Source organism: Nocardia sp. NPDC051911 (assembly GCF_040681035.1).
Taxonomy (GTDB): domain Bacteria; phylum Actinomycetota; class Actinomycetes; order Mycobacteriales; family Mycobacteriaceae; genus Nocardia; species Nocardia sichangensis.
In genome coordinates this window covers 140,871-163,550 of the sequence record NZ_JBFAXY010000004.1, presented here as the reverse complement: position 1 = coordinate 163,550, position 22,680 = coordinate 140,871, and the positions used below count along the sequence as shown (strand labels likewise).

25 protein-coding genes and 1 pseudogene are annotated in these 22,680 nt (G+C 69.2%); 17 read left to right on the top strand and 9 right to left on the bottom strand.

What is annotated here, in order from left to right:
• Nucleotides 1–46: 46 nt before the first annotated feature.
• Entirely contained in the window at nt 47–253 is a 207-nt protein-coding gene (locus AB0L97_RS06825) for a DUF5988 family protein (protein ID WP_355070461.1), read from the bottom strand.
• 42 nt (nt 254–295) lie between these two features.
• Nucleotides 296–1,231 carry an NADP-dependent oxidoreductase gene (locus tag AB0L97_RS06820; protein ID WP_364426085.1) on the bottom strand — a complete coding sequence of 312 codons (936 nt, stop codon included), beginning with the start codon at nt 1,229–1,231 and terminating at the stop codon, nt 296–298.
• A gap of 97 nt (nt 1,232–1,328) precedes the next feature.
• Between AB0L97_RS06820 and AB0L97_RS06815 the strand changes: the two genes are divergently transcribed.
• Entirely contained in the window at nt 1,329–2,300 is a 972-nt protein-coding gene (locus AB0L97_RS06815) for a helix-turn-helix domain-containing protein (RefSeq protein WP_355070462.1), read from the top strand.
• 20 nt (nt 2,301–2,320) lie between these two features.
• Here AB0L97_RS06815 and AB0L97_RS06810 read toward each other — a convergent pair whose 3' ends face one another.
• Nucleotides 2,321–3,751 (bottom strand): alpha/beta hydrolase-fold protein, encoded by a 1,431-nt coding sequence (locus AB0L97_RS06810; protein ID WP_364426082.1) that lies wholly within the window; start codon nt 3,749–3,751, stop codon nt 2,321–2,323.
• 121 nt (nt 3,752–3,872) lie between these two features.
• On the opposite strand from AB0L97_RS06810, the gene AB0L97_RS06805 reads away from it, so the two are divergent.
• The 5 genes from AB0L97_RS06805 (at nt 3,873) to ruvB (ending at nt 7,283) form a co-directional block, all read left to right on the top strand.
• A complete protein-coding gene (locus tag AB0L97_RS06805) occupies nt 3,873–4,388 on the top strand; it encodes an O-acetyl-ADP-ribose deacetylase (protein WP_364425926.1) in 516 nt (171 codons plus the stop codon).
• Between the two features lie 97 nt (nt 4,389–4,485).
• Complete coding sequence (locus AB0L97_RS06800) at nt 4,486–4,938, top strand: acyl-CoA thioesterase (protein ID WP_364425924.1); 453 nt, start codon at nt 4,486–4,488, stop codon at nt 4,936–4,938.
• Nucleotides 4,939–5,022: 84 nt separating this feature from the next.
• The gene (gene ruvC / locus AB0L97_RS06795; protein ID WP_355071042.1) at nt 5,023–5,592 is read left to right on the top strand and encodes a crossover junction endodeoxyribonuclease RuvC; all 570 of its coding nucleotides are present in this window, start codon (nt 5,023–5,025) and stop codon (nt 5,590–5,592) included.
• Entirely contained in the window at nt 5,589–6,194 is a 606-nt protein-coding gene (gene ruvA, locus AB0L97_RS06790) for a Holliday junction branch migration protein RuvA (protein ID WP_364425921.1), read from the top strand. Before ruvC ends, ruvA begins: the two co-directional genes overlap by 4 nt.
• A 6-nt stretch (nt 6,195–6,200) precedes the next feature.
• Nucleotides 6,201–7,283 (top strand): Holliday junction branch migration DNA helicase RuvB, encoded by a 1,083-nt coding sequence (gene ruvB / locus AB0L97_RS06785; RefSeq protein WP_364425919.1) that lies wholly within the window; start codon nt 6,201–6,203, stop codon nt 7,281–7,283.
• A 36-nt stretch (nt 7,284–7,319) separates the two neighbouring features.
• Here the strand turns inward: ruvB and AB0L97_RS06780 are convergent, their stop codons facing one another.
• Nucleotides 7,320–7,883 carry a DivIVA domain-containing protein gene (locus AB0L97_RS06780; protein ID WP_355070472.1) on the bottom strand — a complete coding sequence of 188 codons (564 nt, stop codon included), beginning with the start codon at nt 7,881–7,883 and terminating at the stop codon, nt 7,320–7,322.
• A gap of 151 nt (nt 7,884–8,034) precedes the next feature.
• Nucleotides 8,035–8,700: a TetR/AcrR family transcriptional regulator gene (locus AB0L97_RS06775; protein WP_355070474.1), complete on the bottom strand. Its 666-nt coding sequence runs from the start codon at nt 8,698–8,700 to the stop codon at nt 8,035–8,037.
• Nucleotides 8,701–8,736: 36 nt separating this feature from the next.
• Here AB0L97_RS06775 and AB0L97_RS06770 point away from each other — a divergent pair, with 36 nt between their 5' ends.
• From AB0L97_RS06770 to AB0L97_RS06735, 8 genes are all read left to right on the top strand, one after another.
• Nucleotides 8,737–10,227, top strand: a complete 1,491-nt coding sequence (locus tag AB0L97_RS06770; protein WP_364425916.1) for an NAD(P)/FAD-dependent oxidoreductase — start codon at nt 8,737–8,739, stop codon at nt 10,225–10,227.
• Between the two features lie 172 nt (nt 10,228–10,399).
• The gene (gene yajC / locus AB0L97_RS06765; RefSeq protein ID WP_355070478.1) at nt 10,400–10,759 is read left to right on the top strand and encodes a preprotein translocase subunit YajC; all 360 of its coding nucleotides are present in this window, start codon (nt 10,400–10,402) and stop codon (nt 10,757–10,759) included.
• A 120-nt stretch (nt 10,760–10,879) separates the two neighbouring features.
• Nucleotides 10,880–12,550, top strand: a complete 1,671-nt coding sequence (secD, locus tag AB0L97_RS06760; protein WP_364425914.1) for a protein translocase subunit SecD — start codon at nt 10,880–10,882, stop codon at nt 12,548–12,550.
• Nucleotides 12,551–12,555: 5 nt separating this feature from the next.
• A complete protein-coding gene (secF, locus tag AB0L97_RS06755) occupies nt 12,556–13,791 on the top strand; it encodes a protein translocase subunit SecF (RefSeq protein WP_355070482.1) in 1,236 nt (411 codons plus the stop codon).
• A gap of 18 nt (nt 13,792–13,809) precedes the next feature.
• Nucleotides 13,810–15,531, top strand: coding sequence for an ABC transporter substrate-binding protein (locus tag AB0L97_RS06750; protein WP_364425911.1), 1,722 nt, complete (start codon nt 13,810–13,812; stop codon nt 15,529–15,531).
• Nucleotides 15,532–15,568: 37 nt separating this feature from the next.
• Nucleotides 15,569–16,141, top strand: a complete 573-nt coding sequence (locus AB0L97_RS06745) for an adenine phosphoribosyltransferase (RefSeq protein WP_355070486.1) — start codon at nt 15,569–15,571, stop codon at nt 16,139–16,141.
• A gap of 93 nt (nt 16,142–16,234) precedes the next feature.
• Entirely contained in the window at nt 16,235–16,840 is a 606-nt protein-coding gene (locus AB0L97_RS06740) for a DUF4291 domain-containing protein (RefSeq protein WP_364425908.1), read from the top strand.
• 161 nt (nt 16,841–17,001) lie between these two features.
• Nucleotides 17,002–18,591: an ATP-binding cassette domain-containing protein gene (locus tag AB0L97_RS06735; protein WP_364425906.1), complete on the top strand. Its 1,590-nt coding sequence runs from the start codon at nt 17,002–17,004 to the stop codon at nt 18,589–18,591.
• 7 nt (nt 18,592–18,598) lie between these two features.
• Here AB0L97_RS06735 and AB0L97_RS06730 read toward each other — a convergent pair whose 3' ends face one another.
• Together AB0L97_RS06730 and AB0L97_RS06725 are read right to left on the bottom strand one after the other, a co-directional pair.
• Complete coding sequence (locus AB0L97_RS06730) at nt 18,599–18,952, bottom strand: MmcQ/YjbR family DNA-binding protein (RefSeq protein ID WP_364425904.1); 354 nt, start codon at nt 18,950–18,952, stop codon at nt 18,599–18,601.
• A 10-nt stretch (nt 18,953–18,962) separates the two neighbouring features.
• Nucleotides 18,963–19,376, bottom strand: a complete 414-nt coding sequence (locus AB0L97_RS06725; protein WP_356961648.1) for a nuclear transport factor 2 family protein — start codon at nt 19,374–19,376, stop codon at nt 18,963–18,965.
• 80 nt (nt 19,377–19,456) lie between these two features.
• Between AB0L97_RS06725 and AB0L97_RS06720 the strand changes: the two genes are divergently transcribed.
• Nucleotides 19,457–19,966 carry a helix-turn-helix domain-containing protein gene (locus AB0L97_RS06720; protein WP_364425901.1) on the top strand — a complete coding sequence of 170 codons (510 nt, stop codon included), beginning with the start codon at nt 19,457–19,459 and terminating at the stop codon, nt 19,964–19,966.
• A 25-nt stretch (nt 19,967–19,991) separates the two neighbouring features.
• Nucleotides 19,992–20,138 (top strand): annotated as a pseudogene (locus tag AB0L97_RS06715) (NUDIX hydrolase); the annotation flags it as partial.
• A gap of 96 nt (nt 20,139–20,234) precedes the next feature.
• On the opposite strand, the gene AB0L97_RS06710 reads toward AB0L97_RS06715, so the two are convergent.
• Together AB0L97_RS06710 and AB0L97_RS06705 are read right to left on the bottom strand one after the other, a co-directional pair.
• Nucleotides 20,235–20,567 carry a YnfA family protein gene (locus tag AB0L97_RS06710; protein ID WP_355070497.1) on the bottom strand — a complete coding sequence of 111 codons (333 nt, stop codon included), beginning with the start codon at nt 20,565–20,567 and terminating at the stop codon, nt 20,235–20,237.
• A complete protein-coding gene (locus AB0L97_RS06705) occupies nt 20,564–21,349 on the bottom strand; it encodes a metallophosphoesterase (RefSeq protein ID WP_364425898.1) in 786 nt (261 codons plus the stop codon). Before AB0L97_RS06705 ends, AB0L97_RS06710 begins: the two co-directional genes overlap by 4 nt.
• Before the next feature lie 259 nt (nt 21,350–21,608).
• Between AB0L97_RS06705 and AB0L97_RS06700 the strand changes: the two genes are divergently transcribed.
• Nucleotides 21,609–22,586, top strand: coding sequence for an alkaline phosphatase family protein (locus tag AB0L97_RS06700; RefSeq protein WP_364425896.1), 978 nt, complete (start codon nt 21,609–21,611; stop codon nt 22,584–22,586).
• Nucleotides 22,587–22,680 lie beyond the last annotated feature (94 nt).

Here is a 22,680-nt window from a genome sequence, read left to right as displayed (position 1 = left end):
CCACCTTCCGGTCGGCGCTGCGGCCGCCGGGGAGGTGGGGCCGGACTCACTCCGCGATCTCGGTGCGGTCGCACCACTCGTACACGCGCAGCCGCCCTTCAGGCGTGTCCTGCTCCCGCTGACTGACCTTGAAGTGCTCGTATCCGCCGCGGAACGGCACCTTCAATTCCACGCCGGGTGGGGTAATCGGGACGATGCGCGAGGGCAGATCGTGCGGCCCGCCTTCGAGGACTGCTTTTGCGCCTTTGCTCATCCTGGGATGGTAGAAGCGCGAAGGTCCTGATCGTGGCATATTTCATGGCACGGTGAGTACCAATTTGCCGACGGTTCGCCCGGTCTCGCCGAGCGCGTGCGCCTCGGCTGCCGCGGACAGCGGGAACGACCGGGCGACCGCCGGGCGCAACGCGCCGGATTCGACGAGTCCGGCGAGAGCGAGCATGCCCGCGTGATCGTGCTCCACCAGCATCCGGATCGCGCGCACGCCCAGCGCCTCCGCCTCGACTGCCAAGTCGACCGCGCCGAAGGCCCGCAACGTCACCAGCAGTCCGCCTGGACGCAGGGTGCGCAGGGACCGGATGCTGTTGTCGTCGTCGATCGAGTCCAGCACCACGTCGACGTCGCGGACCGCCTCGGCGACGTCGGTGTCGCGATAGTCGATCACCTCGTCGGCGCCGATATCGCGCAGGAACGCGTGGTTCGGCGCGCTGGCGGTGCCGATGACGTACGCCCCGCGCGCTTTGGCGATCTGAACCGCGAAGTGGCCGACGCCGCCCGCTGCCGCATGGATCAGTACGCGTTGCCCGGGGCTGAGCCCGGCGGTGTCGACCAGCGCCTGCCAGGCGGTGAGCGCGGCGAGCGGGATCGCCGCCGCCTGTGTGTGGTCGAGCGCGGCCGGTTTGGGGGCGAAGGCGCGGGCGGGGCCGACGACGTATTCGGCGCAGGAACCGTGGCCGTACGGGTAAGGGAGCATGCCGAACACCTCGTCGCCGGGGCGGAACAGGGTGACGCCGATGCCGGTGGCCGCGACCTGGCCGGAGACGTCCCAGCCGAGGACGAACGGCGGCTCGGGAAGGAACAGTCCCGCGGTGGCGCGGTGGCGCCAGTCGGTCGGGTTGAGCCCGGCCGCGCGGACCCGGACCAGGATCTGGCCGGGGCCGGCCACCGGCTGCGGCAGTTTCACTTCGGTGAGCACCTCGGGTCCGCCGAGGGTCTGCTGGCTGATCGCGCGCATGGTCGCGGTGCTGTCTATTTCGGTCACGGCTGTCAGCCTGCCGGTATCCGACGGCAAAGAAAATGGCACGATTGCCATTCTTCGATATGATCATGCCATGGATTCGACGGCGCCTCATCGAGTGGTGGTGTTGGCGCTGGCGGGGGTCTACCCCTTCGAACTCGGTATCCCGAATCGGGTGTTCGGCAGTGCGGCAGGTAGATACGAGGTGATCACCTGCTCGGTCGACGGTCGTCCGGTGCGCAGCGCCGCCGATTTCGACATCGCGGTGGCCCACGACAGCCGCGCCTTGCGGAACGCAGACACCGTGGTGCTGCCCGCCTGCGACATCACGACGGCTCTCACCGGCACGCTGCCGCAGCCGGTGCTCGACGCGTTCGCGCTGATTCCGGCGGGGGCCAGGATCGTCGCGATCTGCACCGGCGCCTTCATCGCCGCGGCCGCAGGGCTGCTCGATGATCGACCGGCCACGACGCACTGGAATCAGGCCGGTCTGTTCCGGCGCACCTTCCCGCGGGTCCGCCTCGACCCGGACGTGCTCTATGTCGATGACGGGGACGTCCTCACGTCGGCGGGCGCCGCGGCAGGACTGGACGTCTGCCTGCATCTGGTGCGGCGCGATCACGGCAGCGCCGTCGCGAACGCGGTCGCGCGCCGTTGCGTCGTTCCCCCGTGGCGCGACGGCGGCCAAGCGCAATACATCGAGCAACCCGTGCCGCCCGAGACGTCGGCTGGGACCGCCGCGGTCCGGCAATGGGCCCTGGAGAACCTGCGCCATCCGCTGACCGTCGATGAACTGGCAGCCCGCGCCCGGATGAGTAAACGAACCTTCGCCCGGCGCTTCCGTGACGAGGTCGGCATGAGCCCGGGACGGTGGCTGATCCAGCAGCGGGTCTTCCGCGCCAGGCATCTGCTGGAAACCACCGACCTGACCGTCGATCGCATCGCGGGCGAGGTCGGCTTCGCCACCGGGACTTCGTTGCGTCAACATCTGGCCGACGCGATCGGCGTGTCACCGCAGGCTTATCGGCGTACGTTCCGTGCACGAGCAGGCGCCGCGGCGAGCTGAACGCCGGTGCGCCGACCGGTTCAGTCGGCGGCCGTGACGGGCAGACCCACGCGGCCTGCGATCCACGGCAGCGACGAGGTGAACGCTGCCGAAGCGAACTGCCAGGTGTGGCCGCCCTGGGTGGTGTAGACGGTGCAATCGATGCCGACCGCGCGTCCCGCGGCGCAGAGTTTGTCGGCGGCTCCGACCTCACCGGAATCGGGTATCCCGTCGCGGCCGCCGAGGCCCGCGCGGTCGTCGTCTGGAACGGGCGCGCGCCTCGTCCCCCCGCCGGAGCGTTGTGCGGGGACGAGGTCGTCGAACAGGCCGGCGACGCCGCTGTAGCGACCGTGCGCGGCCATGACGGTCAGCGGGTCGAACGCGGCCCATGCGGCGGAGTCACCGCCGAAGAGCCGGGCGATGGTCTGCTCCTTGGTGCCGGACGACGGCCCGAGGTCACCGGCGATGTCGACGAAGGTGTGGACCAGATCGGGGTGCATGACCGCGAGGTCCACCGCGCAGGTGCCGCCCATGGACCAGCCGACCACCGCCCAATTCGCGGGATCGGCCGAGGCGCCGAACCGCGATTCGACATAGGCGGGCACGTCCTCGGTCAGATGGTCGGCGGCGTCGCCGCGAGGGCCGTCGACGCATTCGGTGTCGTTGTTGAACCTGCCGCTGGAGTCGACGAAGACGAGGATCGGCGCGCGGCCGCCGTTGGCCTTGGTGAAGCTGTCCAGGGCCGGCATGATCTGGCCACTGCGGATCCAGTCCGCCGGCGTGTTGAACTCGCCGCCGATCATCATCACCACCGGCAGAGCGGGCGGGGTCGGCCCGGCGAACCACGCGGGTGGCAGGTAGACGTATTCGGTGCGGTGCGGGAATCCGCTGCCCGCGTCGGGAATGCGCACCGGCACCAGTTTGCCGTCGGTAACGGCGGTGTTCCGCAGGCCGGGCAACGCCGAGAGGTCGGTTTCGTGCGGGAGCGGACCCGCGGTGACCGCGCCCCAGGCGGCCTGCACGGTGGGGTAGTAGCCGACCCACTGGTTCAGCACGATTCCGGTGCTCACCAGGGTCAGCGGGATGGCGAGGACCGCGATCCCGCGCCGCCACCAGCGTGCGCCCGGCCAGCCGACGACCGCGACGGCGATGGCGACGGCGGTCGCGCCGACCCACGCCCACAATCGGATGGGTGCCGGATCGGAGGCCAATCCCTCGTCGGCCACGTACCCCGCGGCGCCCAGCGCTCCCGCGACGCCGAGCGCCACGCAAACCGGCAGCTGGATCAGCCACCACCGTCTGCCGCGCCGAGCGACGGCGAGCAGCACGACCACCGCGGCGAGGAGCGCGACGGTCACCGGCAGCCAGCCGTGCAGCAGTGAGATCCCGTGGTGGAAGGTGTGCTGCTGGTTCGAGGCCGGACTCGCCGGGGGAACCTGCGGTGGCGCCGGAGACGTGGGCGCGGCGAGTATCGGCACGTCCAGCATTGTGCAGGCGGTTGCTCGAGAGACGCTGTGAATCGGCTCAGGTGCTCCTGTGCGACCGGCCCGAAATGTTGTCGTGCCGTCCGGGGTGCGCGAGGAGAATGCGAGCATGGTCGAACTGGTGCTGGTGCGCGGCGACATCACCGAACAGGAGGTCGACGCGGTGGTCAACGCGGCGAATTCGTCGCTGCTCGGCGGCGGGGGAGTGGACGGAGCGATCCACCGGCGCGGCGGCCCGGAAATCCTGGCGGAATGCCGCCGATTGCGGGCGTCCCACTACGGCGCGGGACTTGCCACCGGAGCGGCGGTGGCCACCACGGCGGGTCGGCTTCCCGCGCGGTGGGTCATCCACACCGTCGGGCCGGTGTGGTCGGACGTCGAGGACCGCTCCGCTCTGCTGGCCTCCTGTTATCGCGAATCCCTGCGTGTGGCGGACGAATTGGGGGCGCGCACGGTCGCCTTCCCGGCGATCTCGACCGGGATCTTCGGCTGGCCGATGGACGGCGGGGCGCGAATCGCTGTCGACACGGTTCGTACGACCGAGACGGCGGTATCGGAGGCGCGATTCGTTCTCTTCGACGAACGGGCTCACGGTGCGTTCGCGCGGCAGGTCTGCGGGACTTGAGACCTCCTGCGCCGGCAGCCGCCGTGTCGTCACGGGTACGGCAGGTCCGCAGCACCGGTGGGCCGAACTTGTCGGTCACCGCTGACATAGTCGGCGCGTGTCGTTCAGTACTCGCATCGAAATCCGGGTCTCCGACCTGGATCCCCAGTTGCACGTCACCGGCGCGGCCTACCACCAATTCGCCGATCACGCCCGTTTCGCCTGTGTTCAGGCGGCGGGCGTGTCGGTGGACGAGCTGATCGCCTCCGGGCTCGGGCCGGTCAACTTGGAGACCGTGCTCCGCTTCCAGCGCGAACTCCGCGGTGGCGACACCGTGGACGTCTCGTGCGCCTGGCAGTGGGGAGACGGCAAGACCTATCGTGTCGAGCACGTCCTGACCCGCGCCGACGGCGTGGTGGCCGCGACGGTGACCAATGTCAGTGGCTTGCTCGATCTGGCGGCGCGGCGCCTCGTGGCCGATCCCGCGCGGCAGTGGGCGGCACGCGCGAGCCGTCCGGAGTTGCTGGGGTTGCCGGGCGCCGCGCGGGAAGCGGCGGTTGTCGGCGAATAGCCCGGGGCTGTGTCGCTGGACGGCGAAAGGCGAAGCCTCCGCTAGACTCTCGAACAGTTGTTCGTGTCTGCGAGAGGGGTTGTCGTGCGGGTGATGGGCGTCGACCCCGGACTCACTCGCTGCGGCCTCAGCATCGTGGAGGGCGGATCGGGGCGGAAGGTCACCGCCGTGGACGTCGACGTGGTCCGCACTCCCGGCGATATGGATCTGGCGCAGCGCCTGCTCGCGGTCGCGGACGCAGCCGAACGCTGGATGGACATCCACGAGCCGGGGGCCGTCGCCATCGAACGCGTCTTCGCTCAGCACAATGTCCGTACCGCCATGGGCACCGCACAGGCGGGCGGCGTGATCGCGCTGGCCGCCGCGCGCCGGGGAATCCCGGTCGCGTTCCACACACCCAGCGAGGTGAAGGCCGCGGTGACCGGCAACGGCACCGCGGACAAGAGGCAGGTGACCGCCATGGTCACCCGTATCCTCGGGCTGCCGTCCGCGCCGAAACCGGCGGACGCGGCGGATGCGCTGGCGCTGGCGATCTGCCATTGTTGGCGAGCGCCGCTGCTGGAGCGGATGGCGGCGGCGGAGGCCAAGGCGGCCGCGGCGCAGCGCCGATACCGGGAGCGGCTGGCCGAACAACGGAAGGCGGTGCACGGGTGATCGCGTCGGTACGCGGTGAAGTGCTGGAAATCGCCCTCGACCACGCGGTGATCGAGGCGGCAGGCGTCGGCTACCGGCTCAATGCCACTCCGTCCACCCTGGCCGGGCTCACCCGAGGCGAGGAAACCCGGCTCTACACCGCGATGATCGTCCGCGAGGACTCGATGACCCTCTACGGTTTCGCCGACACCGAGGCCCGCGACCTGTTCGGCCTGTTGCAGACCGTTTCGGGCGTCGGGCCTCGCCTGGCCATGGCGGTGCTGGCCGTACTCGAACCCGAAGCGCTGCGCAAAGCGCTGGCCGAGAGCAACGTGGCGGCACTGACCCGGGTCCCCGGCATCGGCAAGCGCGGCGCCGAGCGCATGGTGGTGGAACTGCGCGACAAGGTGAATCTCGTTCCCGTGCCTGCCGGCCCGCCCGGATCCGCGCCCGCCGCGGTGGTCACCCCCGTGCGTGACCAGGTCACCGAAGCGCTCGTCGGCCTCGGTTTCGCCGTCAGACAGGCCGAACAGGCGATCGACGCGGTGCTGGCGGAACAGCCCGCCGCCGACACCTCCGCCGCCCTCCGGGCAGCGCTCGGCCTGCTCGGCAAGAACCGGTAAGGCGTCATGGATCATCCTGAGGAACCCACCGAATCGCAGGTCAGCGCAAACTATCTGAAGTCCGACGGCGAGATCGAGGCGAGTCTGCGCCCGAAGTCGCTGGACGACTTCATCGGGCAACCCCGTGTCCGCGAACAGCTCGCGCTGGTGTTGCGCGGCGCGAAACAGCGCGGCGGCACACCGGATCACGTCCTGCTGTCCGGGCCGCCGGGTCTGGGCAAGACCAGCATGGCGATGATCATCGCGGCCGAGCTCGGCACCGCGCTGCGGATCACGTCGGGTCCCGCGCTGGAGCGGGCCGGAGACCTCGCCGCCATGCTCAGCAACCTGGTCGAGGGCGACGTACTGTTCATCGACGAGATCCACCGGATGGCGCGCCCCGCCGAGGAGATGCTCTACCTGGCGATGGAGGACTTCCGGGTGGACGTCGTCGTCGGCAAGGGGCCGGGGGCGACCTCCATTCCCCTGGATATCGCACCGTTCACCCTGGTCGGGGCCACCACCAGATCCGGAGCGCTGACCGGTCCGCTGCGCGACCGTTTCGGTTTCACCGGGCACATGGACTTCTACGAACCCGGCGAATTGCTGCGCATCTTGCAACGGTCGGCACACATCCTCGGTGTCGTCATCGAGGAGGAGGCGGCGGCCGAGATCGCGGGCCGCTCACGCGGCACGCCCCGTATCGCCAATCGCTTGCTGCGCCGTGTGCGCGACTACGCGGAGGTGCGTGCCGACGGCCGGATCACCCGCCCCATCGCCCAGGCCGCGCTGGAGGTCTACGACGTGGACGTGCTCGGTCTCGACCGGCTCGACCGCGCGGTGCTCGGCGCGCTCGTGCGCAGTTTCGGCGGTGGCCCGGTGGGGGTGTCCACCTTGGCTGTGGCGGTCGGGGAGGAGGCCGCGACCGTGGAAGAGGTCTGCGAACCGTTCCTGGTTCGCGCGGGCATGGTCGCGCGCACACCCCGCGGCCGGGTCGCCACCGCCGCCGCGTGGGAGCACCTCGGTCTCGTTCCGCCGCCCGACCTGGTGTTCGGTTCCATCGAAGTGCGCGGTCGCGAGCCGCACCCCACGCTCGACCTGTTCGAATGAGCCGCGCGCTCGGGTGATCGCCGCCGCGGTTGCGGGTCAGCGGCGATGGCGCAGGGCGGCGGCGACCAAGTCGCGGAAAGCGTCGACCTCGTCGCGCTGGTAGCCGCGAGTGCCGAGGCGGGCCTCGGTGAAGCGGACGGCCTCGACGTCGGTGAGGGTGAGGCTGCCCGGTCCGCCGTGCGCGAGGGTCGCGGCGACCAGATCGAGGAACGCGCCGACCTCTTCCTCGTTGTATCCGCGCCTGCCCACCGGGGCCTGGCTGAATCGCATGCGCTGCACATCGTCGAAGGTGAGCATGGCGTGGCCGTTCCCGTTCGCGGCGGGCACCGGACGGACGCCGCGCTGCCGGAACTCCAGTTCCGCGCGCAGTTGGTCGAGGTACTCGTCGACCTGGTCGGCGCGGTAGCCGCGCTGGCCGAGCCGGGGCGCGCCGAAACCGACATGCCGCAGATCGTCGGCGGCGAGAACGCCGTGCCCGGCCAGCGTCGCGGCGACGAGTTCGAGGAAGGCATCCACCTCGTCCGCGTGATAGCCGCGATGCCCGAGCGTCGGGGTCGCGAAACGGGTGCGGCGCACGTCCTCCGGAGTCACGGGCGACATTCTGTCAGGCTCGGCGCGTCCGGCCGATCGGAAGGGAAACTTCGCGATTCCCTGGCCTTTTGCGAACAAGGGCCGTCCCCCTGGCGAAAGCGTCGGATCAGTGCGCCTCACCCTAGCGCCGGTGGCGGTGTCAGGGGGATTGCCGAGGTGCTCAGTCCTTGCGCACGCCGTCCACGAGCAGGCGGCGGATCGCCTGGTTCAGCCCCGCGATCGCGGCCTCGTCGGGTTCGCGCAGTGAGTAGACGATGCCCCCGATCAGCATGCCGGTCACCGCGCGCGCGGTGTTCGACGTGTCCAGGTCGGCGCGCAGGTAGCCCTGCTCGACACCGTGGTCGAGATAGCCCGCGGTCAGCGCGTCGGCGGTGTCGAGCAATCCGTACAGCCGCTGGGTGAGTTCGTCATCGATGCCGGTGGCGTGGAACAGCAACAGCTGGGCGACCCGGCGATCGGTCAGCAGGATTTCGGTGAGGGCCACCCCGATCCGGTCGATCTGGGCGCGGTATTCGTCGAGGGTGGCGGCGGCGTCCGGGGCGTTCTCGGTGCCGAGGGCGGCGATGATGCGCGCGGCGAGGTCATCGATGACGTGGTCGATGATCTCGCGCTTGTTACTGAAGTAGCGGTAGAAGGTGCCGTGACCGATGCCGAGCTGTCCCGCGATGTCGGCGATGCCGGTGGCGTGATAGCCCTTCTCCGCGAAACAGACGAAGGCGGTGTCGATGATCTCTTGGCGCAGTTCGGCTTTCCGTCGCTCGGCACGCGTGGATGGCTTCGTCACCTTCCCGATGATACAGTCATCACAAACGGAATGATGTGTCATTCCGTGATATGTGGTTCAGCTAGCAGGAGGTTCGGTGTGGCGCCTCAATACGACGCGGTCGTGGTCGGTGCGGGGTTCGGCGGTATGGGGGCCGGTATTCAGCTCGATCGGCTCGGCCTGAGCAATTACGTCATCCTCGAACGCGAGGACGACCTGGGCGGCACCTGGCACGTCAACCACTATCCGGGTCTCGCGGTCGACATCGCCTCGGTCACCTACTCCTACTCGTTCGAACCGAATCCGCACTGGTCGCGGCTGTTCGCGCCGGGCGAGGAGCTGAAGAAGTATGCCGCGCACGTCGCCGACAAGTACGGCCTGCGCCGCCGCATGCGCTTCGGCACCGTCGTCGACGGCGCGCGCTGGGACGAAGAGCGGCAACACTGGGTGGTCTCGATCGCGGGCGGGGAAACCGTCACCGGCCGATACCTGCTGACGGCGACGGGATTCCTGTCCCAGCCCTATACCCCGCCGTTCCCCGGCATCGACTCGTTCGCGGGCAAGATCATCCACACCACCGCGTGGGAGGACGACTTCGACCTCACCGGCCGCACGGCCGCGATCATCGGCACCGGCGCCACCGCCGTGCAGCTGGTGCCCGAGGTGGCCAAGAAGGCGCGGGCGCTCACGGTGTTCCAGCGCACCCCGATCTGGGTGGTGCCGAAGGTCGACACCGCGATTCCCGCGCCGGTGCGCAAGCTGTTCGAACGGGTTCCCGCCACGCAGAAGGCCGCGCGCCTGGTCAACACGAGCCTGCTGGAGGCGCTGATGGTGGTCGGGGTGCTGCACTTCAAGCAGGCCAAGCTGCTGAACAAGGGGGCGGGAGCGCTGGCCAGGGCGCACCTGCGGGCGTCCGTGCGCGACAAAGCGACGCGCAGGCAGCTGACACCGCACTACGATTTCGGGTGCAAGCGGCCGACCTTCTCCAACCACTACTTCACCACGTTCAACCAGCCGCACGTGCGCCTGGAGACGAATTCGATCGACCACATCGAGCCGGACGGCATCGTGACCGCCGACGGGCACAAGACCGAGATCGACACCCTGATCCTGGCCACCGGCTTCAATCTGTGGGACGTGAACTTCCCGGCCATCGAGATCATCGGCCGGGACGGGGTGAACCTCGGAAAGTTCTGGCGGGACAACCGTTTCCAAGCCTACGAGGGCATCACGGTGCCGAAGTTCCCCAACTTCCTCAGCCTCAACAGCCCGTACTCCTACAGCGGCCTGTCCTACTTCACCACCATCGAAGCCCAGATGAAGCACATGGGCAGATTGTTCGGCGAGTTGCGCCGCCGGGGCGAGACCACCTTCGAGGTCAGCGAGCAGGCCAACGCCGCGTTCCTGGACCGGGTGACCGACAAGCTGGGCTCCTCGGTCTTCTACGGCGGCGACTGCGCCACCGCGCGCAGCTACTACTTCAACCAGCACGGTGAGGCCGCCCTGCTGCGGCCCACCAGCACACTGAACGCCCATCGCGAAGCGGTCGCCTTCCCGCTGGAGGACTACGTCTACGGCAAGACCGCCTGACACCGTTACCTCGGCTCGCCCGCCGGAGCGTGTCCCGGCGGGCGAGCCGGTGTGCGATCTGGGCCGTTGTAGCTGCCCAGCGGGCGTGCGGGTGTGGCACCCGCGCAGCGAACTGGCAGACTGTGTGGGTACTTGCCCATCCCACCCACGACACTAGGGACTGACTTCGACGATGGAACTGCTGTTTCCGCTGCTACTGGTAGCCCTGCTCGTGCCGATGTTCCTCGGTGTCCGCCGTCAGAAGCGGGAAGCCGAGAAGGTCACCCAGATGCAGGACAGCCTGAAGATCGGCGATCAGGTCGTCACCACGTCGGGTCTGTACGGCACCGTGGTCGAACTCGACGACACCACGGTCGACCTCGAGATCGCCGAGGACGTGGTCACCACGTGGCTGCGCCAGGCCATCCGTGAGGTGCGCACCGACGACCAGGTGAGCACCGAGGAGACCGGCTCGGAGACCACCGGCTCGGACACCACCGAGGCCGTCGAGGAATCCGCCGAGCAGACCGAGACCCGCCTGACCAAGGACTGATCGTTCCGGTTGTGCCCCGGCTCGCCGGATGTCGCCGCGGCCGTCCGTCCGCGCACCCGGCGGCGCTGGTGCACGTCCGCATGTTCCATCCTCGACTTCCCGCCTAGGAGATGACGTACTGTGCCACCTTCCCAGGGATCGGCGCACCCGCTGCGGCTGCTCGGTGTCTACGCCGCGCTGCTGGCCGTGATCTATGCGCTGGTGTTCTTCACCGGTGACAAGTCCCCGACACCCAAGCTCGGTATCGACCTGCAGGGCGGCACCCGCGTGACCCTGTCCGCGCGCACGCCGGACGGCAGCAAGCCGAGCCAGGACAGCCTGAAGAAGGCGCAGGACATCATCGAGAACCGGGTCAACGGCCTCGGTGTCGGCGGATCCGAGGTCGTCATCGACGGCGACAACATCGTGATCACCGTGCCCGGCGACGACGGGCAGCAGGCGCGCGCGCTGGCGACCACGGCCAAGCTCTACATCCGTCCCGTGCTGCAGGCCGTGCCCGCGGCGGGACGCGGCGCGACCCCGCAGACCGCGCCGGGCACCCAGCCCGCGCCCGCCGCGCAGCCGGAGACCACGCAGCCCGCCGCGCCGGAGACCACCGAGCCCGCGCCCGCCCCGCAGCAGCGCGTGTTCCCCGCTCAGCAGCCGACGCAGCCACCCACGAATCCCGGTCTGGAGCCCACCGAAGAGTCGACCAAGGAGATCCAGGCGGCCAAGGCCCTGCGCCAGAGCACCGACCAGTCGGTGCAGCAGGCCGCGCTGGCCACCATGGACTGTGGAAAGGCCGATCCGCTCGCGGGCAACGACGACCCGGCCCTTCCGCTGGTGACCTGCTCGACCGACGGCACCGAGGTCTTCCTGCTGGACAAGAGCCGCATCGACGGCCAGGAGATCAAGGACGCCACCTCGGGCCTGAACCAGCAGCAGGCCAGGCACGAGGTCTACCTGGACTTCAAGTCCGGCGGCAGTGACGCGTGGGCGTCGCTCACCGGTGAGTACGTCTACAAGCGGGTCGCGTTTGTGCTCGACTCGAAGGTGGTCAGCGCACCAGTCGTGCAGCAGGGCCCGCAGCAGGGTGGCCGCACCCAGATCTCCGGCAACTTCACCGCGACGTCGGCGAAGGAACTGGCGAACACGCTGAAGTACGGCTCGCTGCCGCTGTCGTTCCAGACCTCGGAAGCCGAGACGGTGTCCGCCACGCTCGGCCTGTCCTCGCTGAAAGCGGGCCTGCTCGCCGGCGCGGTCGGCCTGCTGGTGGTGCTGCTGTACTGCCTCCTGTACTACCGGATGCTCGGATTCGTCACCGGTCTGTCGCTGGTGGCGTCGGGATTCGCGGTGTACGGCATCATGGTGCTGCTCGGGCGCTGGATCGGGTTCACGCTCGACCTCGCGGGCATCGCCGGTCTGATCATCGGTATCGGTATGACCGCCGACTCGTTCGTGGTGTTCTTCGAGCGCATCAAGGACGAGATGCGCGAGGGCCGCAGCTTCCGTTCCGCCGCTCCGCGCGGCTGGCAGCGTGCCCGCCGGACCATCCTGTCCGGCAACGCGGTCAGCTTCATCGCCGCGGCGGTGCTCTACATCCTGGCCGTCGGACAGGTCAAGGGCTTCGCGTTCACCCTCGGTCTCACCACGATCCTCGACGTGGTCGTGGTGTTCCTGGTCACCTCGCCGCTGGTGCTGCTCGCTTCGCGGACGGCGTTCTGGTCCAAGCCGTCGGTGAACGGCCTCGGCGCGATCCAGCAGGTCGCCCGCGAGCGGAAGGCGGCCGAGGCCGCACTCGGGAAGGCGTGAGGACGATGACCAACAGCCACACCACCCCGTCGCTCGACAAGACGAGCGCCACCGAGATCACCGACGTGTTCGCGGCGGTCGGAGACGCGCAGACCCCCAAGCACGGCTTCTTCAACCGCCTCTACACCGGCACCGGCGCGATCGACGTGATCGGCAAACGCCGGATGTGGTACATCATCACCGCCGCGATCGTGCTCGTCTCGCTGGGCAGCATCATCTTCCGCGGCTTCAACTTCGGCATAGACTTCGAGGGCGGTTCGCGCATCCAGTTCCCGGCGGGGAACGCGACCACCAGCGCGGTGGAGGATGTCTACCGCGGCGCGATCGGCACTGACCCGGTCTCGGTGCAGACTGTCGGCGCGGGCGGATCGGCCACCATGCTGATCCGGTCCGAGGCGCTGAACCAGAAGCAGGTCGAGGCGCTCAACAGCGCGCTGTTCGCCGAGTTCCAGCCGAAGGACAAGTCCGGCAACCCGAGCCGGGCCGCGATCAGCACCTCCGACGTCAGCGAGACCTGGGGCAGCCAGATCACACGCAAGGCGATCATCGCGCTCGCGGTGTTCCTCGTGCTCGTCGCGGGCTATATCGCGATCCGCTACGAGGCGCACATGGCCATCGCGGCGCTGGCGGCGCTGGCCTTCGACGTCACGGTCACCGCGGGCGTGTACTCACTGGTCGGGTTCGAGGTCACCCCGGCGACCGTGATCGGCATCCTGACCATTCTCGGCTTCTCGCTCTACGACTCCGTCGTCGTGTTCGACAAGGTGGAGGAGAACACCCACGGTATCCTGCACCTGACTCGGCGCACCTACGGCGAACAGGCCAACCTCGCGGTGAACCAGACGCTCATGCGCTCGATCAACACCGCCTTGATCGGCATTCTGCCGATCGTCGGGCTGATGGTGATCGCGGTGTGGATGCTGGGCGTCGGCACCCTGAAGGATTTGGCGCTGGTACAGCTGGTGGGTCTGCTGGTCGGCACGTACTCCTCGATCTTCTTCGCTACTCCGCTGCTGGTCTCGATCAAGGAACGCTGGGGGCCCGTGGCGGCGCACACGAAGAAGGTTCTGGCCAAGCGGGCCGGCGCGGCGAGCGCCCGTGCGGGCGTCGCGGCGGAGCGCCGGGCGAGCGTGGCAGCCGGGCGGGACTACGAAGAGGCGCCGCGCAAGCAGCGCGCGGCCGGGCAGGCGCCGCGACCCGGCGCGCGCCCGAGCGGCAAACGGCACAAGAGGCGGAACTGACACCAGGCAAGGGGTTTCATGCGACAGCCACGCAGTGCGGTACGACTGATCGGAGCGCTCGCTGCGGGGACGCTGGCCGCCGGGCTGATGGTCGGCTGCTCCAGCAAGAATCAGGTGCCCTCCATCGGCTACGCGACCGATGCCACCATCGCCACCTATAACGGCGCCAGCTCGCTCGGGGCGAGTTCCGGGTCCTCCGCGGTGTTCTCCCGGGTACTGACCGGCTTCTTCTACACCGGTCCGGACGGCCAGCAGGTCGCCGACACCGACTTCGGGACCGCCAAGGAGGTGCCGGGCGAGTCGCAGACCATCCAGTACCGCCTCAATCCCGACGGCGTGTACTCCGACGGTGTGCCGACCTCCTGCGACGACTTGGTCCTTGCTTGGGCCGCCCGCAGCGGGCGGTACACCAAACCCGGTGATCGGGGCCCCGTTCCGCTGTTCGACGCCGCGAGCACCAGCGGCTACGACGCCATCGAGCGGGTCGACTGCCAGCCCGGCTCGCGGGATGCCACGGTGGTGTTCCGGCCCGGCAGGCGGTACCTGCCGTGGCGAAACCTGTTCGCGGCTGGTGAGCTGATGCCCGCGCACGTCGCGGCCCGAGTGGCGAACGTGCCCAACGTGGTGTCGGCGTTGCAGACCGGCGATCCGAACGCCCTCGGCAGGATCGCGGAGTTCTGGAACACCGGATGGACCATTCCGGCCGACGGACGGCTCGACCTGTCGCGGTTCCCCTCGTCGGGGCCCTACCGCATCGAATCCTTCGGCAGCGAAGACGGTTTGGTGCTGGTGGCCAACGAGCGCTGGTGGGGAAACAAACCGGCGACCGGGCGGATCGTGGTGTGGCCGAAGACCTTCGACTTGAAGAAGAAGGTCGGCGACAACGCCGTCGGCGTGCTCGACGTCGGTGCGCACTCGGTGAAGGACCTGAATCTGAACGGATTCTCGGTGCAGACCCTGCCCGGCCGCGGCGCCGAGCAGTTGACGCTGTCCACCGGCGGGGTGTTCGCCTCGGTCGAGGCGCGCCGGGCGTTCGCGCTGTGCCTGCCGCGCCAGACGCTGTTCGACAAGCTCGGGAAGGTGCCGGACGCACCCAAGACCGGGCTCGGCTCCGGACCGCTGAACGCGCATGTGGTGCAACAGGATTCCCTGCTCTACCCGGCGGTCATCGGCGCGTCGAACAACTATTCCGGCGGTGATGTGGCGAACGCGACCAGGGCCGTCGCCGCCTCCGGCGCCCCGAATCCCACCGTCCGGATCGGCTACGCGGGTCCGGACGATCGGCGCGCGCAGACGGTCACCATGATCGCCGAGGCCTGCAAACCGGCGGGCATCACCGTGGTGGACGCCGGAGCCCCCGATTTCACTCCCGCCCGGCTCACCGAGGGCAAGGTCGACGCCGTCCTCGGCAGCACCGCGTCGGCCCCCGGTCCGGCGGGCTCGATCGGGGGAGTGGCCGCGACCAGCGCGTTGCGCACCGGTAACGGTCTCAATTTCGGACGGTACGGCAACGGCCGTTACGATGCGATCACCGATCAGCTCGGGGCCGACGACAGTTCGGCCGCACAGCTGAATCTGCTCACCGAGGCCGAGAACCTGCTGTGGGCGGAGCTGCCGAGCATTCCGTTGTTCGCCACCCCGCGCACGATCGCCTTCGGTAAGGGGTTGCGCAACGGGATCGCCGCCCCCAACCAGGCCGGAACCGGCTGGAACATGGACCGGTGGGTGCTCGAGCGGTGATAGACGGTGTGGGTGATGTGATCATGGAGAGGTGTCGATGAGCAAGCACGCGGCGATCGAGTCCGAGAATGTAGCCGCCGAACGGACCACCAGAGCCGCCGAGGTGGTCGACCGTTTGACCCGTTGGCACGACGACTTCCCCACGCCCGGTGTGCGTTTCGCGGATCTCACCCCGGTGTTCGCCGACGCCGAGGGCTTCCGCGCCGTGGTCGATTGCCTGGCCGCGTGCGCACCCGACGCCGATCTGGTTGCCGGCGTCGACGCCCGTGGCTTCCTGCTCGGTGCGGGTGTCGCCGCGTCCCTCGGCACCGGCGTGCTCGCCGTCCGCAAAGCGGGCAAACTGCCGCCGCCGGTGATCAGCCGGGAGTACAGCCTCGAATACGGCACCGCCGCGCTGGAGATTCCCGCGGACGGCCTCGACCTGACCGGCCGTCGCGTTCTGTTGCTGGACGACGTCCTCGCCACCGGCGGCACGCTCGCCGCCGCGGCCGAGCTCTTCAAGCAGGCGGGCGCCGAAGTGGCCGCCGCCGCGGTGGTGCTGGAACTCGGCTTCCTTGGCGGGCGCGCCCGGCAGGGCGACTACCCGCTGACCTCGATCGTTCAGCTCTGAGCCGACACCGGCCGTGCGCGGGGGCCGCCCGCGGGGAGCCGCTCGCAGCCTAATTCTGTTGCTCGCCACCGCGGCGACTGTCAGGATCGCGGCATGCGACCTGAGGAGCCGCCGCGCCGGATCCGGGCGGTCTACGACGAGCGGACGATCGTCGTCTATCAGGCCTACTCCCCGGAGATCGCCGAACCCGCCGTTGCCGCTGGGACTTTCGTCGAGCCGTTTCGCCGGGAGCGGATGACCTGGATCAAGCCCTCGTTCCTGTGGATGATGTATCGCTGCGGGTGGGCGAGCAAGCCCGGCCAGGAGCGGGTCTTGGCGGTGACGATCACCCGTGCCGGGTTCGAATGGGCGCTGGCGCATGCCTGCCTCAGCCATTACGACCGGAAGCTCCACCCGGATCGTGAGGTGTGGGCCGAGCGGTTGCGGGCGAGTCCGGTACGCGTCCAGTGGGATCCGGAACGTGACCTCGCGCATCGTCCGCTGGCGTACCGCTCCCTCCAAGTGGGCTTGGGCGGTATCGCCGTGGTGCATTTCCTCGACCGCTGGATCACCGGGATTCGCGATGTCACCGGGGAAGCGCGGCAGCTGCGGCAGTTGCTAGCGGACGGGAAGCTGGAGGCGGCGACTCGGGCCCTTCCCGAGGAGCGCCCCTATCCGTTGCCCGCGGCCGTCGCCGCCGCCATCGGCGCGTCGTCCTGACGAAGCGTGATCCGAATCGCACTGGCGCATCTGCCGAAGTTGTGATTAATCTGTAGAGGTCTTATTTCCGTTGATCGGAGTTCTGCCGTTGCTCATTTGAGGTAGCCATCGTGCGGCCCGCATTCGCGCGCCGTGTCTCGTCGCAACCTCTGGGAGCTGGCATGACCAATCTGTCTTTTTCCGATCTCACTTTCGGCTGGCCGGACGGCACCCCCGTTTTCGAGGGCCTCGACGCCGTGCTCGGCCCCGGTCACATCGGCCTGGTCGGCGGGAACGGTGCGGGTAAATCCACTTTGCTGCGGTTGATCGCGGGGGAGTTGAAGCCCGTTCGCGGGTCCGTCACGGTCGCCGGGCATCTCGGGTATCTGCGCCAGGACCTCGGTCTGGGCTTGGGGCAGCGCGTCGACGCGGTGCTGGGCATCGCGGAGGTGCGAAAAGCCTTGCACCGCATCGAATCCGGAGTCGGCAGCGAGGCCGACTTCGACTCGGTCGGCAACCAGTGGGATGTCGAGGAGCGGGCGTTGGCGCTGCTGGCACGGCTCGGCCTGCACTATGTCGCCGACTCGGTGGAGCATCTCGATCGCACGCTCGACACCCTGTCCGGCGGCGAGACGGTGCTGCTCGGACTGGTCGCCGAGCTGCTCGCCGAGCCCGACGTGCTGTTGCTGGACGAACCGACGAACAACCTGGATCGGGTGGCTCGCGCGCGGCTCTACGAGGTGATCGGCCAATTCTCCGGCACGGTGCTCACGGTCAGCCACGACCGTGCGCTCCTGGATCGGATGGCGACCATCGCGGAGCTGCGCCACGGCGAACTCCGGTTGTTCGGCGGCAATTTCAGCGAATACGAGCGGATCGTCGCCGCCGAGCAGGAGGCCGCCCGCGCCGCGATCCGGGACGCGCGCAGCGATGTCCGCAAGCAGGCACGCGAACTCGTCGAGGCGCGCATCAAACTGGACCGCAGGCAGCGGTACGGGCAGAAGATGTGGGACCAGAAGCGGGAGCCGAAAATCGTGATGGGCGAACGCAAACGGCAGGCGCAGGTGTCCGCGGGCAAGTTGCGCAACAACCACATCGAAAAGTTGGACTCCGCCAAGGAACAGCTCGAGCAGGCCAAGGAGTTGTTGCGCGACGATCGGGAGATCCGGGTGGAGTTGCCCGACACGCGGCTGTATCCCGGTCAGGACGTCATCGAGCTGGACGGAGTCGAGCTGGCGTGCGGGCCGACGGTGGCGTTGCGGGTGTCCGGTCCGGAGCGGATCGCGTTGACCGGCCGCAACGGCGTCGGCAAGACGACGCTGCTGCGGCGCATCGTCGAGGAGGGGCCGAAGGTGCCGTGGCGGATGCTGCCGCAGCGCTTGGACGTCTTCGACGAGCGGAAGACGGTATTCGAGAATGTCGCCTCCACCGCGCCGCACGCCTCCGCGGAGCGGATCCGGGCGCAGCTGGCCCGCTTCCTGTTCCGCGGCGCGGACGCCGACGTCGCGGCGGCGGCGCTGTCCGGCGGTGAACGGTTGCGCGCGGCGCTGGCGATGCTGCTGCTGGCCGACCCCGCGCCGCGCCTGCTGCTACTGGACGAGCCGACCAACAACCTCGACCTGCCCAGCCTGGAGCACCTCACCCAGGCGCTGGCCGGCTTCGAGGGCGCGCTGATCGTGGTCAGCCACGATCCGCGCTTCCTCGACGACATCGGGGTGACCCGGCGTCTGGAACTCACCGCGGCGGGATTGACGGAGACGCTGGTGACCTGAGCCGCCGTCAGGTCAGCAGCGCCGAGAGCCGCTTCGGGGCGACGTGTCGGTAACCGTCCCGGACGATCTCGGCGACTTCGTCCCAGTCGGGTTCCACGTCCAGCCGGACGCCGATCCAGCCGCGGTGCCCGACGTAGGGCGGCACGAAGAACCGGGTGGGCTCGGCGGCGACCAGTTCGGACTGCACGCCTAGGGGAGCCGGGCACCAGATCGTCGTACCCGGCTCCCGGTGCCGGTCCTCGAGGTAGTACACGAACGCCTTCTTCGCCGCCACGAAGAAGGTGGGGGAGCCGTGGCTGGGCCGTTCGGTGCTTTCCGGCAGATCCAGCCAGATCGCGCGGATTCGGGCGAGCGGGTCCACGAGTGGGAGTCTATGTGGCCTTGGCCGCACGCCGCATGAGGCCGGGATGCTTGGACAGGCCGAGCGCCAGGCGCACCGCGAGGTAGGTGAGCGTCAGCCACGGACGTAGGTGTGGCTGCAACGTGCGGATGCGGCCTTGGTCGTCGAGCCGCAGCACCAGCGCTTCGGTCAGCCGGAACGGTCCGATCCCGGCTTCGGCCAGCAGGACGCGCCGCGCGCCGTCGCCGATCTCCTCGGTCCACCGCAAGCCGGTGAGACTGCCGTACGCGGCGGAGAGCAGCACGCGCAGGTCGTCCCGGCCGCGGAAGACCAGTCGGCCGGACAGCGGCGAGATCAATTCGGCATCGGGCGCGAGTACCCGTGCCAGCGCATCCATGTCGCCGCTTTCGGTCGCGGATCGGAACTCGGTGATGGCGTCGGACATGCTGGTCAACCCCTTCGCTCGTCGCTGATTCCGAACCTAGGGCAAGTCACTTGCAAAAAGCAATGGACTAGACTGGGCAAATGCCCAAGGCCGCTTTCTCCGACATCGTTTGCTCGATCGCGCGCACGGTCGACGCGATGGGCGAGCGCTGGACGCCGTTGATCCTGCGCGATCTGTTCGTCGGCCTGACCCGCTTCGAGGATCTGCGTCGCGACCTCGGCATCGCTTCCAATGTGCTCGCCGCTCGTCTGGAGGTGCTGCGTGAGCACGGCATCGTGGAAAAGCGGGCGTACCAATCGAATCCGGCCCGCTACGAGTATCTGCTCACCGAACGTGGCCGTGACCTGTATCCGGTCCTCGCGATGCTGCTCACCTGGGGTGACAAATGGCTCGCGGGCACGGAAGGCCCGCCCGCCGTAGTGGTCCATCGCGAGTGCGGGCGGTCAACCTCGGGCGTGGTGGTGTGCCGGGAGTGCGGTGGGTCGCTCACCGCGGACAATGTCCGGTGGCTTTCCGGACCCGGTGGCAGGCAAGCGCCGGGAACGATGCTGATCGGGGGAGTGCTCGAAGCCGCAGACGCCGCGGACTGACCGAAGTCCGGCGGTGGAGGCCGCCACGGCGCTGTCCGGAGCCCGTCCCGATGCGGCGAACCTGAACCGGACGCCGGCGGCCATCCCGGGACTGGCGCGCACCGCCGAACGGCGTCGGGTCAAAGCGACCGGCCGGCCTGCGGCGGTGTGGGCGTTCGGCGCACCCGAGTGAATCGGAGCACCCGCCCGCGGGACGCTCGCGCGGTCGTTCCTCGAGGGCGTGCACCGGATTCGCGAGACAACGATCGAGGGCGCCGCGACACTCCGGTCAGCGGCGCGGCGCGTACATGATGACCGTGACGCCGACCAGGCAGATCGCCGCACCGAGGTAGTCCCAGCGATCGGGGCGGAACTTGTCCACCAGCATGCCCCAGGCCAGCGAGCCCGCGACGAAGACACCGCCGTAGGCGGCCAGGATGCGGCCGAAGTTCGGGTCCGGCTGGAAGGTGGCGACAAATCCGTAGACGCCGAGCGCGAGCACGCCCGCGGCGATCCAGACGACGCCGCGCTGTTCTCGCCAGCCCTGCCACACCAGCCAGGCACCGCCGATTTCGGCGAGCGCGGCGAGGGCGAACAGCAGCAGTGAACGGGCGACGATCATGGCGGGGACGGTACTTGCTCGCGGTCCGCCGGACGTCGCGAGCCCGGCCCGACCTCGTAGACGGCGTAGGCGCGCCGCAGTACCGGGTAGGAGACGTTGCGTACCGGCACGCCGCCCTGGGTGCGGCCGAATTCGGTACCGCCATGGGCATGTCCGTGGACGGCGAGCACCGCCCCGCCCGCGTCGACCGCCTCGGCCAGATCATGGCAACCCAGGCCGGGGTAGATCTTCGGCGGTTCCCCGGCCAGGGTGTCGACGACGGGCGCGAAATGCGTGAGCGCGATGCGAATTTCGCAGTCGATCCGGCCGAGTGCCCGGCGTAGGCGAAGGGCGTCGACCGGTCCGCGCCGCATGCGAGCGCGGTGTTCGGCGGACCCCTCGTCCGGTGTGCCGGGATGGCCGGGGAAGCCACCGCTGCCGCCCATGACTCCGGCGACGCCGAGCCGAATGCCGTTGATCTCGAGACAGATCGAAGTGCCGTCGAGTACGTGGACGCCCACCGTGGTGAGCCGTGCCGCGATCAGGTCGCCCGATTCGTCGTCATGGTCGTGATTGCCGAGTACGGCGACCACCGGCACGGGAAGACTTTCGAGTTCCGCGCACAGCAGATCGGCTTGCGAGCGGGTGCCGCCATCGGTGAGATCGCCTGCGAGCAAAAGGACATCGGCGGCTTCGGACAGGCGCAGGAAGTCCGGACGAAAACGCCCGGCCACGGCCGCGTGCATATGCAGGTCGCCGACGGCCGCGACGCGAATGCGCTCGGCGGTGCGCGCTGGGGTCACAACGGCCAGCCAGCCATACCGGTGAAGGGCGTGTCAAGCGACGGCGCGAAGCACGTCCGCGACGGCCGACCGGGGCGAAGCAGGAAACTCCGCGTTCACCCGACAGCGACCCACCGTGAGATCGGTATATAGCTGTTGGCTATTCCTTGTTCAAGGGCTGTTCAGTGAGACTACGGGCAGTGTGGCGTCCGATGAAACGTCCATGAACACTGCCGCGTCGGACTATCGCGCGCGCCGGTCGCTCCCGCATGGTCGCGATATGAGCGGAGCGCAACTGCTGTCGAAAGTCGTTGCCACCGCGGCGGCTGTGTTCCTCCCACTCTCCGCCGCGGCCGGAGTCGCGCAGGGCGAGGCGCCCGCGGCCAAAGTGGTCGTGATCGGGTTGGACGGCTTGATGTACGGCAAGGTCGAGCAGGCGCAGGCGCCTAATCTGCTGCGGCTGAGCGGCGAGGGCTTGCTCAGCCGTTCGTCCATCGCCCCGCACATCACCATCTCCGGTCCGTCCTGGGCCACCGTGCTGACCGGCGTGTGGGATCGCAAGCACGGCATCACGGACAACCAGTTCACCGCCGCGCCGTTCGCGCGGTACCCCACGGTGTTCACCCAACTCGAACGCGCTCGGCCCGCGTCGAAGACCCAGTCCATCGCCACCTGGGACCAGATCGCCACGATGACCGGCAGCGGCAGCCCGCGCGCCGACGTCGTCGTCTCCACCGCGCCCGTGCCGGACGATCCGGACGAGTCGCGCACCGACGCCGCCACCGCCGACGCCGTGGCGTCCGCGATCGGCAGGTTCGCGCCCGACCTGCTGTTCACCCACCTGGACCAGGTGGACCACGCCGGTCACGGCGCGGGTGGCGCCTCGCGCGCCTACCTCGACGCGGTGCGGCGCATCGATGTCCTGGTCGGACGCATCGTCGCCGCGGTGGACGCCCGCGCCGCCGCCCACCCCGCCGAGCGGTGGACCGTCCTGGTCACCGCCGACCACGGCCACACCCCCGAAGGCGGGCACGGCGGCCAGTCCTCGGACGAGACGACCAACTTCGTCATCGCTCGCGGCCCGGACTTCCGGCCCGGCGCCACCAGTACCCGAGCCACCCTGGTCGACATCACCCCGACCGTGCTCGACCTGCTCGACGTCGCTCCCGCCGCCGATCTCGACGGTCGCTCGCTTCGTTCCGAGCCCGGCTCCGACCGGACGCCGCTCGCCGGATCCCAGCCCGCCGCCATTCGCTGACCGCGCCTGTCTCGCCTCGGCTCGTAGTTCTCGCCCCAGCGGTTCGGGCATCACGCCTCATCGGGTAAAAGCGCTGGTCAAGTGAATGAATCTC

Excerpts from the sequence above, each read along its gene's own strand:
- AB0L97_RS06735 (WP_364425906.1), top strand. The coding sequence starts at position 17,002 with ATGACCAATCTGTCTTTTTCCGATCTCACTTTCGGCTGGCCGGACGGC.
- AB0L97_RS06740 (WP_364425908.1), top strand. The coding sequence starts at position 16,235 with ATGCGACCTGAGGAGCCGCCGCGCCGGATCCGGGCGGTCTACGACGAG.
- AB0L97_RS06825 (WP_355070461.1), bottom strand. The coding sequence starts at position 253 with ATGAGCAAAGGCGCAAAAGCAGTCCTCGAAGGCGGGCCGCACGATCTG.
- AB0L97_RS06780 (WP_355070472.1), bottom strand. The coding sequence starts at position 7,883 with ATGTCGCCCGTGACTCCGGAGGACGTGCGCCGCACCCGTTTCGCGACC.
- ruvB (WP_364425919.1), top strand. The coding sequence starts at position 6,201 with ATGGATCATCCTGAGGAACCCACCGAATCGCAGGTCAGCGCAAACTAT.
- AB0L97_RS06725 (WP_356961648.1), bottom strand. The coding sequence starts at position 19,376 with ATGTCCGACGCCATCACCGAGTTCCGATCCGCGACCGAAAGCGGCGAC.
- AB0L97_RS06710 (WP_355070497.1), bottom strand. The coding sequence starts at position 20,567 with ATGATCGTCGCCCGTTCACTGCTGCTGTTCGCCCTCGCCGCGCTCGCC.
- AB0L97_RS06815 (WP_355070462.1), top strand. The coding sequence starts at position 1,329 with ATGGATTCGACGGCGCCTCATCGAGTGGTGGTGTTGGCGCTGGCGGGG.
- AB0L97_RS06750 (WP_364425911.1), top strand. The coding sequence starts at position 13,810 with ATGCGACAGCCACGCAGTGCGGTACGACTGATCGGAGCGCTCGCTGCG.
- secF (WP_355070482.1), top strand. The coding sequence starts at position 12,556 with ATGACCAACAGCCACACCACCCCGTCGCTCGACAAGACGAGCGCCACC.
- AB0L97_RS06805 (WP_364425926.1), top strand. The coding sequence starts at position 3,873 with ATGGTCGAACTGGTGCTGGTGCGCGGCGACATCACCGAACAGGAGGTC.
- AB0L97_RS06820 (WP_364426085.1), bottom strand. The coding sequence starts at position 1,231 with ATGCGCGCGATCAGCCAGCAGACCCTCGGCGGACCCGAGGTGCTCACC.
- AB0L97_RS06745 (WP_355070486.1), top strand. The coding sequence starts at position 15,569 with ATGAGCAAGCACGCGGCGATCGAGTCCGAGAATGTAGCCGCCGAACGG.
- yajC (WP_355070478.1), top strand. The coding sequence starts at position 10,400 with ATGGAACTGCTGTTTCCGCTGCTACTGGTAGCCCTGCTCGTGCCGATG.
- AB0L97_RS06720 (WP_364425901.1), top strand. The coding sequence starts at position 19,457 with ATGCCCAAGGCCGCTTTCTCCGACATCGTTTGCTCGATCGCGCGCACG.
- AB0L97_RS06700 (WP_364425896.1), top strand. The coding sequence starts at position 21,609 with ATGAGCGGAGCGCAACTGCTGTCGAAAGTCGTTGCCACCGCGGCGGCT.
- AB0L97_RS06775 (WP_355070474.1), bottom strand. The coding sequence starts at position 8,700 with ATGACACATCATTCCGTTTGTGATGACTGTATCATCGGGAAGGTGACG.